The sequence below is a fragment of the Agarivorans sp. Z349TD_8 genome (assembly GCF_050870825.2).
Classification (GTDB): Bacteria; Pseudomonadota; Gammaproteobacteria; order Enterobacterales; family Celerinatantimonadaceae; genus Agarivorans.
This window is the reverse complement of record NZ_CP194037.2, coordinates 3,323,093-3,338,287: the sequence shown is the minus strand read 5'-3', so window position 1 is coordinate 3,338,287 and position 15,195 is coordinate 3,323,093. Positions and strand designations below refer to the sequence as shown.

Annotated in this window: 14 protein-coding genes and 1 riboswitch; of the genes, 11 read left to right on the top strand and 3 right to left on the bottom strand. The window is 48.6% G+C overall.

What is annotated here, in order from left to right; genetic code table 11:
• Positions 1 to 8 precede the first annotated feature (8 nt).
• Genes pduC through pduA form a run of 3 tightly spaced genes read right to left on the bottom strand, consistent with a single transcriptional unit; the run spans position 9 to position 2,780 of the window.
• A complete protein-coding gene (pduC, locus tag ACRRS1_RS15020; RefSeq protein ID WP_432452379.1) occupies positions 9 to 1,673 on the bottom strand; it encodes a propanediol dehydratase large subunit PduC in 1,665 nt (554 codons plus the stop codon).
• Between the two features lie 19 nt (positions 1,674 to 1,692).
• Positions 1,693 to 2,499 (bottom strand): propanediol utilization microcompartment protein PduB, encoded by an 807-nt coding sequence (gene pduB, locus ACRRS1_RS15015; protein ID WP_432459771.1) that lies wholly within the window; start codon positions 2,497 to 2,499, stop codon positions 1,693 to 1,695.
• The gene (gene pduA / locus ACRRS1_RS15010) at positions 2,499 to 2,780 is read right to left on the bottom strand and encodes a propanediol utilization microcompartment protein PduA (RefSeq protein WP_432452381.1); all 282 of its coding nucleotides are present in this window, start codon (positions 2,778 to 2,780) and stop codon (positions 2,499 to 2,501) included. Before pduA ends, pduB begins: the two co-directional genes overlap by 1 nt.
• Before the next feature lie 583 nt (positions 2,781 to 3,363).
• On the opposite strand from pduA, the gene ACRRS1_RS15005 reads away from it, so the two are divergent.
• The 11 genes from ACRRS1_RS15005 (at position 3,364) to cbiB (ending at position 15,116) form a co-directional block, all read left to right on the top strand.
• A complete protein-coding gene (locus tag ACRRS1_RS15005) occupies positions 3,364 to 4,182 on the top strand; it encodes an MIP/aquaporin family protein (protein ID WP_432452382.1) in 819 nt (272 codons plus the stop codon).
• Between the two features lie 128 nt (positions 4,183 to 4,310).
• On the top strand, positions 4,311 to 5,225 hold the full coding sequence (locus tag ACRRS1_RS15000; RefSeq protein ID WP_432452383.1) for a PocR ligand-binding domain-containing protein: 915 nt from the start codon (positions 4,311 to 4,313) through the stop codon (positions 5,223 to 5,225).
• 27 nt (positions 5,226 to 5,252) lie between these two features.
• Positions 5,253 to 5,386: riboswitch (cobalamin riboswitch) on the top strand.
• Between the two features lie 148 nt (positions 5,387 to 5,534).
• Positions 5,535 to 5,681: a hypothetical protein gene (locus tag ACRRS1_RS14995; RefSeq protein WP_432467470.1), complete on the top strand. Its 147-nt coding sequence runs from the start codon at positions 5,535 to 5,537 to the stop codon at positions 5,679 to 5,681.
• The gene (locus ACRRS1_RS14990; protein WP_432467471.1) at positions 5,674 to 7,485 is read left to right on the top strand and encodes a cobalt-precorrin-5B (C(1))-methyltransferase; all 1,812 of its coding nucleotides are present in this window, start codon (positions 5,674 to 5,676) and stop codon (positions 7,483 to 7,485) included. The genes ACRRS1_RS14995 and ACRRS1_RS14990 overlap by 8 nt, the downstream gene beginning before the upstream one ends.
• On the top strand, positions 7,485 to 8,735 hold the full coding sequence (gene cbiE, locus ACRRS1_RS14985; RefSeq protein WP_432467472.1) for a precorrin-6y C5,15-methyltransferase (decarboxylating) subunit CbiE: 1,251 nt from the start codon (positions 7,485 to 7,487) through the stop codon (positions 8,733 to 8,735). The genes ACRRS1_RS14990 and cbiE overlap by 1 nt, the downstream gene beginning before the upstream one ends.
• Complete coding sequence (gene cobI / locus ACRRS1_RS14980; RefSeq protein ID WP_432467473.1) at positions 8,732 to 9,523, top strand: precorrin-2 C(20)-methyltransferase; 792 nt, start codon at positions 8,732 to 8,734, stop codon at positions 9,521 to 9,523. The genes cbiE and cobI overlap by 4 nt, the downstream gene beginning before the upstream one ends.
• 6 nt (positions 9,524 to 9,529) lie before the next feature.
• Positions 9,530 to 11,155, top strand: coding sequence for a cobalamin biosynthesis protein (locus ACRRS1_RS14975; protein ID WP_432467474.1), 1,626 nt, complete (start codon positions 9,530 to 9,532; stop codon positions 11,153 to 11,155).
• A 57-nt stretch (positions 11,156 to 11,212) separates the two neighbouring features.
• The gene (cobJ, locus tag ACRRS1_RS14970) at positions 11,213 to 12,022 is read left to right on the top strand and encodes a precorrin-3B C(17)-methyltransferase (protein WP_432452389.1); all 810 of its coding nucleotides are present in this window, start codon (positions 11,213 to 11,215) and stop codon (positions 12,020 to 12,022) included.
• A complete protein-coding gene (cobM, locus tag ACRRS1_RS14965; protein WP_432452390.1) occupies positions 12,022 to 12,810 on the top strand; it encodes a precorrin-4 C(11)-methyltransferase in 789 nt (262 codons plus the stop codon). Before cobJ ends, cobM begins: the two co-directional genes overlap by 1 nt.
• Positions 12,803 to 14,170 carry a uroporphyrinogen-III C-methyltransferase gene (gene cobA / locus ACRRS1_RS14960; protein WP_432459766.1) on the top strand — a complete coding sequence of 456 codons (1,368 nt, stop codon included), beginning with the start codon at positions 12,803 to 12,805 and terminating at the stop codon, positions 14,168 to 14,170. The genes cobM and cobA overlap by 8 nt, the downstream gene beginning before the upstream one ends.
• Positions 14,160 to 15,116, top strand: coding sequence for an adenosylcobinamide-phosphate synthase CbiB (gene cbiB / locus ACRRS1_RS14955; RefSeq protein ID WP_432467475.1), 957 nt, complete (start codon positions 14,160 to 14,162; stop codon positions 15,114 to 15,116). The genes cobA and cbiB overlap by 11 nt, the downstream gene beginning before the upstream one ends.
• Positions 15,117 to 15,195 lie beyond the last annotated feature (79 nt).

The following is a 15,195-nucleotide window of genomic DNA, read 5'->3' as shown; positions in this document are numbered from 1 at the left end:
CAGCTTCCTTAATTAAACTCATTCGGGTCTAAGGCATTTGGAATGTTCTTCAACAGTTCCCAACGCTCACCTTCAAGTTGATAACCGGTACCGGGTCCGGCATAGTCATTGAGATGATTGACTGCAGAAAGGACTTGGTTGTCGCCAACGATGATGGCTGAGGTATGCAAGTAATCGCCGCTTAGTTTAGCTTTTTGGATATCCAACATATTTTGCGCGATATCTTCGAAACCACCTTTTGCCAAGGCTTGCACTACTTCTAAACCCGTCCGGTTTTGATCAATGATTTCTTGTGCTGCTTTAATGTCTTCAACCATGTTGCGTTCTGGCATATCTTTAGAGCCGTGAGCGTAAGTAGCTGCCGTCACTTCTTCATCGGTGATGGCTGGTAGACCCATGCCTTTGAAGATGGCTTGTAAGGCGCGGGCAGCTTTGTTACGAGTCGCCACCACATCTTCTTCACGCACTGGGTTTAATCCGCCGTCAACTTTTAAGTCGCGTTGAATTACGTTGTAATCATCGAAATCTTCGGCATCTTCGTTAGAACCGGCAAACATGTTGTCGTAGTTTGGCGTTGCTGAATAACCAGAAGAAATAAAGTCAGTTCCAGGCAGAAACTGCATCAATAAGCGCGCGGTACGGCGCATATCTGAGTGGGTAAAGGTTTGGTCATTACTCGATGCACATTCTAAATCTAGCGCTGAACAAATTAAGTTTTCGGCCAATACTGCACGAATACCTGAAGGGACCGCTGAAGGAACACCAATACAGCTCACAGAGCCATTTTGTAAGCCTTGAACACCGGCTGCTTTGGTGATGTAGATACACCGCGCTTCCAGATATAGCATCGATTTGCCTTCGGCATAACCCATTTGAACTTCTGAGCCACTGCCAGAGGTAAAACGCATTTTTAGGCCACGAGAGGCATAAGAAGAGGCAAGAAAACCCTTCGACCAAGGCGTATCATCGCCGTCAGTAAATACCGGTTCTGTACCATAAACTGAAATAGTTTCGGCATAGCAGGTATGGCCTAACATGCCGAGCTTCAATTCGGTGGCTTCTTCTAATGAACATTGAGTCAATACCCCTGGACGGCCAACTTGTGAACCGACGAGTAAGGCAATGGCGTTAAACGGCGCGTAACGGGCAACCGCCACGGTGGTTTCTTGTTCATCAAAGCCACGTAGTGCACCTTCGGCAGCATCCGCAGCAATTTGTACTGGGTTGTCTTTGATGTTGGTGACGTGAGCTTGTTGAGAAGGCGATTTTCTGGCGCGCATTTTCTGCATCGACATCATCATCTCAACTACATTCATATGCGACATAACCTGGACAATCTTGGCGGGTGTCATCGCGGTAGTCAGTGGCACAATTTCTTTGCGTGGCACATTCGGATCGCACAACATATTGGCGAGTTTCACCGAATCCATTGCCATCACTTTTTCAGCGTTGGCCAAGTTAATGCCGTAGCGGGCGATAAAATGGTCGATTAAATCGAAGTCGGCTTTGGTTTTGCCATCGAGCTCAACCACGTCACCATTGACTATTTTAATCGATGGTTTTGGATCATTCGGGCTATCCATTGCGATAAACCCTTCTTCGATCCACTCTTTCACAAAACCATCCTGGTTGACCGGGCGTTTTGCTAATGCTTCAAATCGTTTTGATTTCATGGAACAACCTCTGCGTGGCTTAGATGTAAGACGGACGATCGTTGCTTGGCTCGTCACCCATTGTTGCAAGTAGGGTTTTGCCAACTTCACGTGCTGAAATCACCGCTTGACGAACTGCGCCGGAGTCACCAGAAACCACTAAGATGGCTTCATTACTAAAGCTGGTTCCGTTGGCTGGGGAGCTATAAGCGACAGTTTCAACATTGGCTGATTTCACCGCTGTATCGGCCATCAATACGCCAACAGCCGCAGGGGCGCCAACAATGATGCCGCAGGCTTTTCCGAGTGGGGCTCCAAAGGCTTTCTCTAAGGCGTAACTGGCGCGAGCGCTGTATTGCAACTCAATATGACCGGCCTCATTGGCATATACATCGCCAAAGGTGCGGTCGAGTTCTTTAAGTGCGACTTCGATTGCGCGTCTTACGTCAGATACATCTTCGCCGCCAAATACGATTAAAGAACCATGACCTGCGCCACCTTTGGTATCGCGCGGTAGTTCAATGCTGACGACTTCAGTGTTGGTACTTTTTACCGCTTCATCGGCTGCCATAATGTGCGGGCCTGCACCGGTGCGGGCACCTAAAATACCGATAGAGCGGTAACGTTTCTCTAGCTTCATCGCGTCGAGTACTTCGTTATCGACATTCGCAATGACTAAGCCAATGGTGTCGCCAATTGCCGTACCGACAAATTCTGTTAAACCACAGGTTTTCTCGACCATTTTTTCGCCTCGTTGCTGGTTGGGTTGTGGAGGAGCTACATCCGTTTGATCATTTACTTTCGCCATCACCTGAGCCATGACGGTATCGACCAGGTTGCTGTTCATTATTCAAGTCCTTTTGGTAGAATTTTTTCTACGTCAGTATGGGGACGAGGAATTACATGAGTGGCGACGATTTCACCAACATTGGCCGCTGCAGATGAGCCTGCGTCAACGGCAGCTTTCACAGCACCTACATCGCCACGAACAATCACAGTGACTAAGCCTGAGCCAATTTTTTCGTAACCGACTAAATCGACGTTAGCTGATTTAACCATGGTGTCAGCGGCTTCAATTGCGGCGGTTAGTCCTTTGGTTTCAACCATTCCTAATGCTTCTTGTTGCATAATAAACCTCTATTTATATTTGCTATGTGTGAACAGACAGTAAAACTCTCGGCATTAATCTAGCCTTTGTTTAAGCAAAAAAATTGTCCATTTGAAGGTGTGGAATGGAAATAATCTGCGGTGCTGACAATAAAAATTTGTCATCAATTTGCAGGTTTAGACGGAATATAAAGGCTTTGCTCGTCATTCGGATAGGCGAATAAATCACTCAGTCCGACTTGTTGAAATCGAGACATTGGTTAAATAAATAGCGAAAACATGAGCTATACGACAATTAAAGAATTTGTTCATGACAAAAAAATAGCATCGGTGGCTTTGTGTTATCTCCATGAATATAAAAGATAAAAGTTAGGATGAGGTGTATTTAAAACAATTTTTTAGCATTCCTAAGGCGCAGAGTTACATTTACTTAGTGTATAGATGACAATTTATTAGCATGACATAAGATTATTCAGGATTAACATTAGCAGCGTGATTATTGGGTACCATCCATTTCTTGCTGAAACAATATAAATAACCAAAGCGATTAATTTATGGTGGTGCAAATTAAATTTTACTGAGAATACGAAGTGAAGGAATAGCTATGAAGGATTCATTAAAAGGCCAATGTATCGCGGAGTTTTTAGGCACTGGCTTATTTTTGTTCTTTGGCGCGGCTTGTTTATGCGCAGTCAAATTGGCAGGCGCACAATTTGGTTTATGGGAGATTTGTATTGTATGGGGCTTGGGAATTGCACTTGCAGTTTACTTAACCGCGGGAATTTCTGGGGCGCATCTTAATCCTGCGGTGACCGTGGGTTTATGGTTGTTTGCCAACTTTGATAAACAAAAAGTTGTACCTTACATTCTCGCCCAGGTCGCTGGTGCTTTCTTTGGGGTTGCGGTGTGCTATTTCATTTATGCGGATCTGTTTACGGTGTTTGAACAAAGCCATAATATGCTACGCGGCAGTGACGAAAGCCTGTATCTTGCGAGTATTTTTAGTACTTATCCACATCCCGATCTTCCGACTTGGCGTGCAGCCGCTGTAGAAGTGATTATTTCTGCGACCTTAATGGGTTTAATTTTAGCCTTAACTGATGATGGCAACGGCGTTCCCAAAGGGCCGCTGGCGCCGTTATTGATTGGGATCTTGGTGGCGGTGATTGGCGCTGCAACAGGCCCCTTAACTGGCTTTGCGATGAATCCAGCGCGTGATTTCGGTCCTAAAGTATTTGCCTTTGTGGCGGGTTGGGGAAAAGTGAGCTTTACCGGAGCACGTGAGCTTCCCTATTTTATTATTCCAATTGTGGCTCCGCTGATTGGTGCTTGTCTGGGTGGTGCTGGCTATCGCTACTTTATTACCCGTCATTTGGCCGATGATACCGAGACTGAAAAAGAGAGTGTTGTAGAAAGCGTTTAGCGTGATAAATATTTGGGTATCCGATGACTTAAATCAATGCTAAATCAAAGTTATAAATGTTCAATATTGTAAAGTCTGCGATGTTGTAATGGATGGTCATTCTAAATAAACAGGGAGTTGCTTAGACAATGAAACCAGATAGTTTTTTAGAATCTCAAGGTATTAATAAAATACTGCAAGATTTTGCCAATGCAACGGGCTTGGCGGTGGTATTGGTTGATATTGATGGACGTGAAGTGTCAGCCAGTTTTAACTTTACTGATTTTTGTCAACGGATCCGCCAGGACCCAGATTTATATGCCCGCTGTAAGAATAGCGATCGTTGTGGTGGTCTAGAAGCTTCTAAGGTGAATAAACCTTGTGTTTACCGTTGTCATGCGGGTTTGACTGATTTTTCAATCCCACTGGAGGTGAATGGGCACTTAGTTGGCTTTGTGCTTTGTGGTCAGGTTCGGGTGAATAACTTTGTATCTTTGGGTGATATTCAACCAGTGGATAAAAAATGGATGCAAAATGCCGAGTTAGTTGAAGATTATGAAAAAATCATCACGGTAGATTATCCCAAGTTATTTTCTGCAGCAGATTTATTAAAAACTTTGGTCGATGATTCAATTAAGAAACATTTGGATTTTGTGGTCATTAATGACAAGTATGATATAAAAAATATATTTAAATCGCATGATTCAAATCATTCTTATGATAGTAAAATAAAGAAAGCGGTTCGTTATATTGAAGCCCATTATTTTGAAGATATATCTTTAGAGGATATTGCTGATTATGTTTATTTAAGTCCACATTACTTTAGTAAATTGTTTAAGAAAGAAATGGGTGTGGGGTTTAATTCATACGTGAATCAGCAGCGTCTAATTGGTGCTAAAAAAATGCTACAGTATAGCGATTGGTCTATTTCTAGGATTGCTCACAATTTGGGTTACTCCTGCTCTAGCTATTTCTGTAAGGTTTTTAGAAATGCTTACAATATAACCCCTCAAGAATTTAGAAATAGTTTAAATCATGAGGGTGAAACGCTTGTTAATGTTTAGTTTTGTTGAGGGTTATATGTCTTAACGGATTTTTTAAAAATACTTAGTGCCAGTGTCCTTATTTGGTTAAAAGTGAATTAGGTTCAATTCCTAAGCTGTTCCCGCAACTGTAAGTGATCTCGTGATCACAAGCCAGAACCTGCTAAGTATTCAATGATAAAAGTTGGTGTAAATGTATTTCAAAGATTCTGGGCGGGATTTCTCAGTGAACGATTATTCTCATGAGTTCCTTCCGTGCTGTTTGTTTTTTAAGTGTCCGTCATTTATCGATGACGATTTACTTGGTTGTTAAACGAGGAAGGAATACTTGTGTCTATGCTAAACGCGGTGTTCGCCGTTGTATCGGCTAGTCTTGTCCTAAAAAGCCATCAATATCACACCGACCATTACTTTTGCGGTCGAGACGACCACTATTTGGCGCTTATTATTGATCCTGCGGGGGGCTCCCGTGGCTAGATTAAAGCGTTCTGCCAGTAATAAAGAACTGAGAGGTGGATATACCACCGGTGCCTGTGCGGCAGCCGCCGCACGCGCTGCGGTGAGGTGTTTACTCAGTCAACAGCCGGTTTCAGAAATCGAAATCCAGCTCCCGAATCGTGAATTTGTCAGTTTTGCCATTGCCAGTCTCAGTGGTTCTAGTCATGTTACCGCTGGAGTGATTAAGGATGCGGGGGATGATCCCGACTGTACTCATGGTTTAGAAATTCAGTGTACCGCGAGTTTATCGGGTCAACCGGGGATCCAAATCCGGGGCGGCAGCGGCGTTGCAACGGTCACTCTGGAAGGCTTGGAGCTTGCTGTGGGTGAACCGGCAATTAATCCGGTACCCCGGCAAAATATTATCGATATGGCGATGCTGGAATGGCAACCCTCAGCTGCGGCGCAGCAGGGTTCCTTGGGTTTAGAGTTGACGATATCGGTACCGGGCGGTGAACAAGCCGCCAAACAAACCATTAATCAACGTCTCGGTTTGATAGGTGGTATTTCTATTTTAGGCACCCGTGGCACGGTTAAACCCTTTTCAACCTCTGCTTTTGCAGCCTCAGTTCGACAAGCCATTCAGTTAGCGAAAACTCATCAGGCGGCACATGTAATTTTGACCACAGGCAGTCGCTCTGAACAGGCAGCGATGCAGCAATTTCCTGATTTAGCTAGCCTGGCTTTTATCCAAGCGGGGGATTTCATTGGGGTTGGTTTACGGGCGGCAAAACGTTATCGGGTCAAAAAAGTCACCATTGTTGCGATGATTGGCAAAATGGCCAAGTTGGTCTCGGGTCGGATGATGACCCATGTCTCTGGCCATGCGATCGATTTTGAGAGTTTGAGTGAATTGGCCAAGCAATCGGGCTTGAAATTGGCACTGTCTGAGCAGATAGCCAAAGCTAATACTGCAAGGCAAATGCTCGAGTTGATCCGCGACGAGTACCCACAACAATTTCTCAAGCTGCCCTTTTTTCTAAGAATGTGTCAGCAGGCGCAGCAGCATGCCCAACAATATACCGCTCAACAATTGCGCATCGAGCTGATGCTGATTGATTTTGATGGTCGCCCACTGGGGCATACCGAACCGTTTAAAAAATTTAAAGTAGTAAAGGAATCTCGGCCGATGGATAGAATGCAACAGATGACCGCTCGTGGTCATGAAATAGAGAATGACTCGTTCGCGATTATCGATCGCGAAATCGCCCAAATTCATGGCGGACATTCCTTCAGCGACAGCCAGTGGCCAGTGGTGCGGCGTGCCATCCATACCACTGGAGATTTTGAGTTTGCTCAATTGTTTAAGTTTAGCGCTGATGCCATTGTCTCGGGGGTGAATGCGCTCAAACAAGGTTGCCCAATTGTGAGTGATGTATCGATGATTAGCTCGGGAATTAGTGAGCAACGTTTATCGGTTTATCAAAATCAAATGTATTGCTTTATTAGCGACAAAGGGGTGATTACCAGCGCCAAACAACATGGCGATACCCGTGCCGTCTGGGCGATGCGTAAGGCTCGGGATTTGGGTTTATTGGATGGTGCCATTATCGCCATTGGGAATGCGCCAACGGCACTGTTTGAAGTGCTTGATTTGGTGGAGAAAGGCGAAATAAAGCCTGCGCTGGTGATTGGGATCCCGGTGGGATTTGTGAAGGCGGCGGAATCTAAGCAGGCACTGATCGAGCAAGACCAAGTGCCTTATATTGCCAGTGTGGGCCGTAAAGGCGGCAGCCCGATTGTGGTGTCTGCGGTTCACGCCTTGTTATATCAGTCGGTGTAATGATGATGAATAACATTACGGTAGTCGGGGTGAACGAAGACGGTTGCATTAGCCTTTCCAGTCGCGCAGTGAATGCGATAGCACAGGCCCGGGTGGTGGCGGGGCATCCGCGTCATATGGCATGGTTTCCGCAATTTGACGGGCTATTTCTCGATATGAGCCAGGGTTTTAGTGAATGGTTGAACGAGTTAATTGATGAGAGCGAAGAGGGCGCAGTGGTGATTCTAGCTTCTGGCGACCCCTTATTTTACGGGATTGGTCATGCGCTACTCAAACGAGTGAAGCGCGAAGAATTGGCTTTTATTCCGGCCTTAAGCTCGGTCCAATTGGCCTTTGCCAAGTTGGCACTGCCTTGGTCGCAGGCTCAGTTCATTTCCTGCCATGGCCGAGCTCTGGCAGGCTTGGTGAGTCAAATGCAGCAAGCCAGTTTGTTTGCGATTTTGACCGATGATAAAAATACCCCTCAGGTGATTGCTCAGCACTTAGCCAAGTTTAATCAAGCGGACTGGCGCTTAAGCGTGTGTGAGCAGTTAGCGGATGTAAATGAACAGATCAGTGAGTTTAGTGTGGCGCAATTAGCCGCCCACCCCGAGCCGTTTTCCCCCTTAAACCTGATTATCGCGCAGCGGCAAAGTGAACAGGTCTGGGGCGGCTATGGCCAGTTTTCTGAAGATAGTTGTTTTAGCAAACGGAGCCCACAACACGGTTTGATTAGTAAACAGCCAGTGCGTCATTTGGCGCTGGCTGCAATGAGAATTCGTCCCGCAGATACGGTCTGGGATATCGGTGCAGGCTCCGGTTCTATCGCTATCGAAGCGGCAAAATTTTGCTGGCAGGGCCAGGTATTTGCGATTGAATCTAATCCCGAGTGTTATGCCGGCATTGAACACAATATACACGCTCATAGCACCGATAATGTTTGTTTGGTGCAAGCTAAAGCACCGCAGGCGCTGCAAGATTTAGCCCCACCCGATGCGATTTTTATTGGTGGTAGTCGTGGGCAAATGCAGTTGATCCTCGACCATTGTTGGCAGGTGCTGAAGCCACAGGGTCGACTACTGATTTCGGCGGTTACCTTGGACACCGTGGCAGAACTTTACCAGTGGGGAAAACAGCAAAATCTGAGGTTTCAGGTGCAGTTGGTGAACGTGGCGCAAACGCAGCCGCTGGCTAACTATCAGCGCTATCAGGCGGAAAATCCTATTCATTTATTTTCGATTAGCAAACCAGTGTCAGGAGACCTATTGTGAATCAAGCAAAACATCATCATTACGGCCAACTCTACGCCGTTGGCGTGGGTACCGGCGACAGTGAGTTACTCACTTTGAAGGCGGTTCGTTTAATCAAACAGGCGGATATCATTGCCATCCCAGAAAAAACCAAGGGTAAGGCTGACTCCTTCGCCTGGCAAATTGTCGGTGGCGCGGTCAGTGAAGACGAACTCCATGGTGAAGCCTGCTTTTTACATTTTCCGATGACCCGTGACCCCTTGCAAAATGTGCCCGCCTGGCAAGCGGCGGCCGAGCAAATTCTTGGGTACTTGCAGCAGGGCAAGTCGGTGGTTTTTGTCACCGAAGGCGACCCATCGGTGTATAGCACCTGGGCCTACATTCAGGAAGAGCTGGCGGAGCTTGCCCCGAGCTTGGAACCGGTGATTGTGCCCGGGATTACCTCGATTACTGCGGTGCCCGCAGCCACCAAAATTCCTTTAGCCGATGGTCAAGAGCGTTTTTGTGTGGTTCCCGCCACCTATGGCATCGAGTGTTTAGCTAGCTTAGTAGAAGAATTCGACACGATTATTCTGATTAAAGCGGGACGAATGATTAGCCAGTTATCAGCCAAGTTAAAACTGCTGGGTTTGGAGGATGCGGCCACCTACGTGTCTCATGCCAGTAGTGAGCAGCAAGAAATTTATCATCGACTCGATGAGGTACCCACCGAGCATCGCTACTTCTCGATGGTACAGATTTCCATTCGTTCGCGTCGTGGCGTATTGCGCCACCCGGATGGCGCTTCGAAACATATTGCGGTGGCCTGAGATCTGATGAAACTAGCCATTTACGCCATTACCTTAAACGGCGCCAAGCAAGCCCGTCGGCTTGCCAAGCACTTACCCTTTGCCGAGCTATTTATCTCTGCGGTGGGTTTAGAGCTGTTTGACGCCACGCCAGAGCGGGTGAACCCCTTGTCGTTTCCCTTGAGCCAAGCGCTCAGTGAACGTTTTGCAGACTATGATGGACATATTTTCATTTGTGCGACCGGCATTGTAAGCCGAGTGATTGCACCCTTGATCCAGGATAAACGCCACGATCCTGCGGTGCTGTGTATTGATGAGCAGGCTAATTTTGTGATCCCGCTGTTATCGGGGCATCGAGGAGGGGCCAATCAACTGGCCGAACGTATCGCTTATGTACTGAAGGCGCAGCCAGTATTAACCACCGCCTCCGATGTGTCTGAAACCCTTGCGGTGGATATGTTGGGTGCGCCCTTTGCTTGGCAGCTCGACCCGACATGCGAGGCCTCAATTACTCGTGTTTCTGCGGCGGTGGTGAATCAGCAGCCAGTGGCAATCGTGCAACAAGCGGGTGATAAACGCTGGTGGACCTTCGAGAAACGGATGCCTGCTCATTTGATTTGTCACAGCAAACTTGACGATTTGTCGGCAGCGGACTTTCACGGGGCAGTGTTAATCAGTGATGACTTAAGCCCTATTGTTGCGGGTTGGCAAGATAAGCTGGTGTTATGGCGGCCAAAGTCGCTGGTCTTGGGCATTGGTTGTGACCGAAACACGCCATTGGCGGTCATTGAGGCCGGGCTTGCGCAGTTTAGCCAACAGTTTCATCTGAGTCTGGATTCGGTGGCGGGGTTTGCCAGCATCGACCTCAAAGCCGATGAGTCGGCCTTGCTCGCCTTATCGGCTAAGCGACAGTGGCCGTTTGTGACTTATCCGGCTCCCCAGCTTGATGGTTTAGCTGGGGTGGAAAATCCTTCAGCCTATGTGAAAAAAATCACCGGAAGTGATTCGGTCGCCGAAGCTGCGGCATTACGCCAGGCCCAGAGTGAGCAACTACTTGTTAGTAAGTGGGTGTTCACTCAGCAGGGATATAATCTTACCTTAGCCTGTTGCCGCTTGCGCTTTAGTGAACCGCTTAAGCAACAACAACGGAAAAATTGGTTTGGCCAAGCGCGCCATGGCGCAGAGCCTAAACTGAACGCGCATGGTAATCCGGTTGTTGAAGGCTGCCGCTGCAAGCCTGAGCATGTCGACTTAAATCGTCCAATGTTGCATCACCGTCAACATATCTTTTTATGTGAAGGTAGTCGTTGCGCCAAGGCCGGCAGTCAATCTTTAGCCCACGACTTGCGCGCTATTCTGAAGACGATGGGTTTGGCCAGTGGTGAACAGCGGATCAAAATCAGTCGTAGCCATTGCGTTGGTGCTTGTCGACAGCGTGCCACTATGGTGATTTATCAACGCCATGTGGATCCGGCCAGTCAGGCCAATCACGCTTTATGGTTAAAAAATATTGAACAGTTTTCTGAGGCGCAATGGAAAACGCTATTTCAAGCCTTGGCCGAGGATCGGCCTTTGCGGGCGTTATTTTCCGTGGAACATTTTGCCGCCGTTGAAGATATCCTTGAGCGACAATCGGGAGTCGCTGCATGTTAATCAAATATGGGTTCAAAAGACCACTTCAAATGAAGTTGGCAAAGCAGGAGCAAGCTTTTGGCTAAGTTATATTTAGTGGGTTTAGGCCCTGGCAGCTTAGATTTGATGTCGGTGAAGGCCCAGCAGGTGATTCGGTCGGTTGACGTGGTGGTGGGTTACGGCTTGTACATCAAATTGATTCAGCCCTTATTGGGTCAGCAAACCATTGTACGCAGTGGTATGACTAAAGAGTGGCAGCGTGCCGATGCCGCGATATCGCAAGTGCAGTTAGGTCACAATGTGGCGATGGTTTGTTCGGGTGACGCGGGGATGTACGCCATGGCGCCGCTGATCCTCGAGTTAGTGAGCACCAACGATCTTAATATTGAGCTGGAAATTGTGCCCGGAATTACCGCCGCCAATGCCTGCGCTTCTTTAGTCGGAGCCCCATTGGGCCACGATAGTTGCACTATTTCCTTATCGGACTTACTCACCCCCTGGCCAGTCATTGTGAAGCGCATTGAAGCGGCGGCACTTGCCGACTTTGCGATTACTTTTTATAACCCACGTTCACGTAAGCGCCAGCAACAGATTGTTGAAGCACAGCAAATTTTGCTGCAACACCGTCACCCCAAAACCCCGGTGGCGATTGTGAATGCGGCTTATCGCCCAGAGCAGTCGGTGCAATTATCGACTTTGGACAAATTTACTGACTTAGAGTTTGCCATGAACGCTGCGGTGATTGTTGGCAATAATAGCAGTTTTCGTTTTAAAGATTGGATCGTAACCCCGCGTGGTTACGACAACAAATATACCTTGCAAGATGGTGAAACCCGAGACGGACAAACGCCTGGGCGGGCACTACAGCAGCGACAAGAGGAACAGTGATGACGGTATTTTTTATTGGTGCGGGGCCCGGTGACCCGGATCTGATTACGGTGAAAGGCGCGAAGTTGGTCGAGACTTGTCCAGTGGTGCTGTATACCGGCAGTTTAGTGCCCAAAGCGGTGATTGAGCGTGCGCGCGTCGACGCTTTAGTTTTGAATTCTGCAGATATGGATCTGGATGCTATCACTCAGGTTTACCTTGAGGCGAAGCAGCAAGGCAAGGATGTGGCCAGAGTGCAAACTGGCGACCTATCGATTTATTCTTCGCTGGCCGAGCAGGTTCGCCGTTTGGATGCGCTGGAGATTGATTGGCAGGTGGTGCCGGGAGTGTCTTCGTTTCAAGCATCCGCCGCTGCGCTCGGTCAGGAACTGACCCTGCCTGAGCAGTGCCAAACCATTATTCTAAGCCGCATGTCGGGGCGCACTCCGGTGCCGGAGAAGGAAAACCTTAAATCTTTGGCGCAGCACGAAGCCACCCTGTGTTTGTTTCTCAGCGCAACTTTGATCCGTAAGGTGGTCCGTGAATTGAGTGAAGTTTATCCCTTGAGCTGGCCAGTGGCGGTGGTTGAAAAGGCCTCACATCCAGAGCAACGGATCATTCGGGGTACGCTGGCCGATATTGCCGACAAGATGCATCAGGCGAAGATCCGTTCCACAGCGATGATCATCGTGAGCAAGGTTTTGGCCATCGATGATTTTGTCGATTCAAAGTTATATGACCCCAGTTTTTCCCACGCCTGCCGTCAGGCAAGCATTGCGCCGTTAAGCGAGGAGGCTTTCGATGAGTAAGGGTAAAGTTTATCTAATTGGTGCGGGTCCCGGCGATCCCGGCCTACTCACCTGTCGCGCCAAACAACTACTCAGTGATTGTGATGTGGTGTGCTACGACAAACTGGTGAGTGCCGCCATATTATCGGTGGTGCCTGCGCATGTGCAGCTCTATCAGGTGGGCTATCGTGGCTATCAGGGCTGTCATATTGATTACGGGATGCATCCCGATGTATTGGCTTTCGCCCATTCAGGTAAACGAGTGGCGCGTTTAAAAGCGGGCGACCCTTGTATTTTTGGTCGAATGACCGAAGAATGCCGCGATTTGGAAGCTCATCAGATTGACTACGAGTTAGTGCCCGGCATCACCGCTGCTTTAGGTGCTGCTGCCTATTCTGGCTTTCCTTTAACCAGTGGCGGGATCGCTTCGAGTGTGACCTTTGTGAGTGGTCATAAATCTAGTGATAGCATTGCTTCTTGGGGTGCGCTTGGACAAGACGGCGGCACTCTGGTGTTGTATATGGGGGCTAAACAATTGGCCAAACATGTGCAGAATTTTATTCGTCAGGGACGCTCGCCAGAGACGCCGATCGCGCTGATATTTTCGGCGACTAGTGCCGACCATCACTGTGTTGTGGCGACGCTGGCGAGTATCGCCGATAAAGTCGCAGGCTTACAACAGGCTGGCCCTGCTTTAGTGATTGTTGGAGAAGTGGTTGCCCAAGCCAAGGAATTTGACTGGTGTGCTCGTTTGCCCTTGTTTGGCTCAAGAGTGCTGCTGTGTGGTGACTACCCACAACAGCAGGCGATTTCCGAGCTTGGGGCAGAGGTGATTCAGGTGGATAGTTTACCTTGCGAGTCGAGCATTCATGCTGAAGATTGGCGATTTTTTGCCAATCAAGTGGAGCTGGGATTTGCCGACCTAAGTAGTTTTAAACTGTGGTGGCAGAGCTTAAAACAGCAGCAGCGGGATATTCGTCAATTTAGGATGCCAATGGGGAGTGATGATCCAGCGGTTTGTCGGGCTTTAGAAGCATTGGGGATTGCCCCCGCAGTACTGTCGGAACATGCATTGATCTTAACGCTGGATGCCTTGGAGCGAGATCCTAACAGTCGTTACCACAATATTGGTCAGCGATTGAGTCAAGCCTTGGCTTATCCATTGCCGTCGGTTGACTGGTTATTGGTGGAAGATAGTGCGATTGCCGCCTCGCTCTATAAACATCATGCCGAGGCCCTGCAAGGAGCCAAGTTGATCGCCTTGAATGAGCGGGTCCGGGATTGGGCTGCTCAGCAAGGCCATGTACTTGGTGAAGCCGAAGCGCTGAGCCTGTTTGATTTACCCGAGGCCTTGGTATACGAGGCCGCCGATGTGGCTTGAAGCGCTCCTCGCCGATCGAAGTTTAGCTGGCGCATTGGCCTTACTGCTGGCGCTGGGTTTAGATAAAGCCCTAGGCGAGCCTAGCCGTGGTCATCCCTTGGTCGTGTTTGGCAATTTGGCGCAATACATTGAGCGGCGCTGTCGCGCGATGGTTTGCTTGAGTGAAAAACAACAAGGTGCTTTGGCTTGGAGCTTCGCGGTGCTGCCGCCGGTATTGCTATGCTTTGGCGCTTGTCATTGGCTGTTGGTGCGCTCGCCTTTGGCGTGGTTTGTCGCCAGCAGCCTGATCCTCTATTTAAGTATGGGTGGCCGTAGCTTAAGTGAACATGCCCAACAGATTTATCGGCCTTTACAGCAGGGCGATATGGCGCAGGCGCGGTATCAGTTGGCGCAAATCGTGAGTCGTGATACCGAGCGTATGGATGCCACTGCGATTAGCTCATCGACCATCGAATCGGTGCTGGAAAATGGGAATGATGCGGTGATCGCACCGATGCTTTGGTTTGTGCTCTTGGGCGCACCTGGTGCGTTGTTATTTCGCTTAGCCAATACCTTGGATGCGATGTGGGGCTATAAAACCTCTCAGTATTTAGAGTTTGGTTATGTGAGTGCCAGACTCGATGATCTACTGGCATGGCTGCCCGCACGGCTCACTGCGCTGAGCTATGCGGTTCAGGGCGATTTCAAATTGGCGCTACAGTGCTGGCTACAGCAGGCTCGGCATTGTGCCAGCCCCAATGGAGGCGTCACCATGACCAGCGGAGCTGGCGCTTTGGGGATCAGTATTGGTGGTCCCACCTATTATCATGGCGTGCTGCACCAAAAGCCGCCGATGGGGCATGGGCCTTTATCACCGCTACAGGCAATTCCAAGGGCGATTGCCTTGGTTGAAAGGGGCTGCATTGGCTTAGCGCTGGTGTGGTTGATTTGGCTATTGGCCTGCTGAGCTTTGGGCTTGGCGTTGGTTAATTGATGAGTTGATTGAGTGAGTCGATTGCTTGAGTTGATTGAGTTTTTGGTGAACG

What these genes read in the sequence shown, in the direction of transcription:
- pduC (WP_432452379.1), bottom strand. Translation starts at nt 1,673, where the DNA reads ATGAAATCAAAACGATTTGAAGCATTAGCAAAACGCCCGGTCAACCAG.
- pduB (WP_432459771.1), bottom strand. Translation starts at nt 2,499, where the DNA reads ATGAACAGCAACCTGGTCGATACCGTCATGGCTCAGGTGATGGCGAAA.
- pduA (WP_432452381.1), bottom strand. Translation starts at nt 2,780, where the DNA reads ATGCAACAAGAAGCATTAGGAATGGTTGAAACCAAAGGACTAACCGCC.
- ACRRS1_RS15005 (WP_432452382.1), top strand. Translation starts at nt 3,364, where the DNA reads ATGAAGGATTCATTAAAAGGCCAATGTATCGCGGAGTTTTTAGGCACT.
- ACRRS1_RS15000 (WP_432452383.1), top strand. Translation starts at nt 4,311, where the DNA reads ATGAAACCAGATAGTTTTTTAGAATCTCAAGGTATTAATAAAATACTG.
- cbiE (WP_432467472.1), top strand. Translation starts at nt 7,485, where the DNA reads ATGATGATGAATAACATTACGGTAGTCGGGGTGAACGAAGACGGTTGC.
- ACRRS1_RS14975 (WP_432467474.1), top strand. Translation starts at nt 9,530, where the DNA reads ATGAAACTAGCCATTTACGCCATTACCTTAAACGGCGCCAAGCAAGCC.
- cobM (WP_432452390.1), top strand. Translation starts at nt 12,022, where the DNA reads ATGACGGTATTTTTTATTGGTGCGGGGCCCGGTGACCCGGATCTGATT.
- cobA (WP_432459766.1), top strand. Translation starts at nt 12,803, where the DNA reads ATGAGTAAGGGTAAAGTTTATCTAATTGGTGCGGGTCCCGGCGATCCC.
- cbiB (WP_432467475.1), top strand. Translation starts at nt 14,160, where the DNA reads ATGTGGCTTGAAGCGCTCCTCGCCGATCGAAGTTTAGCTGGCGCATTG.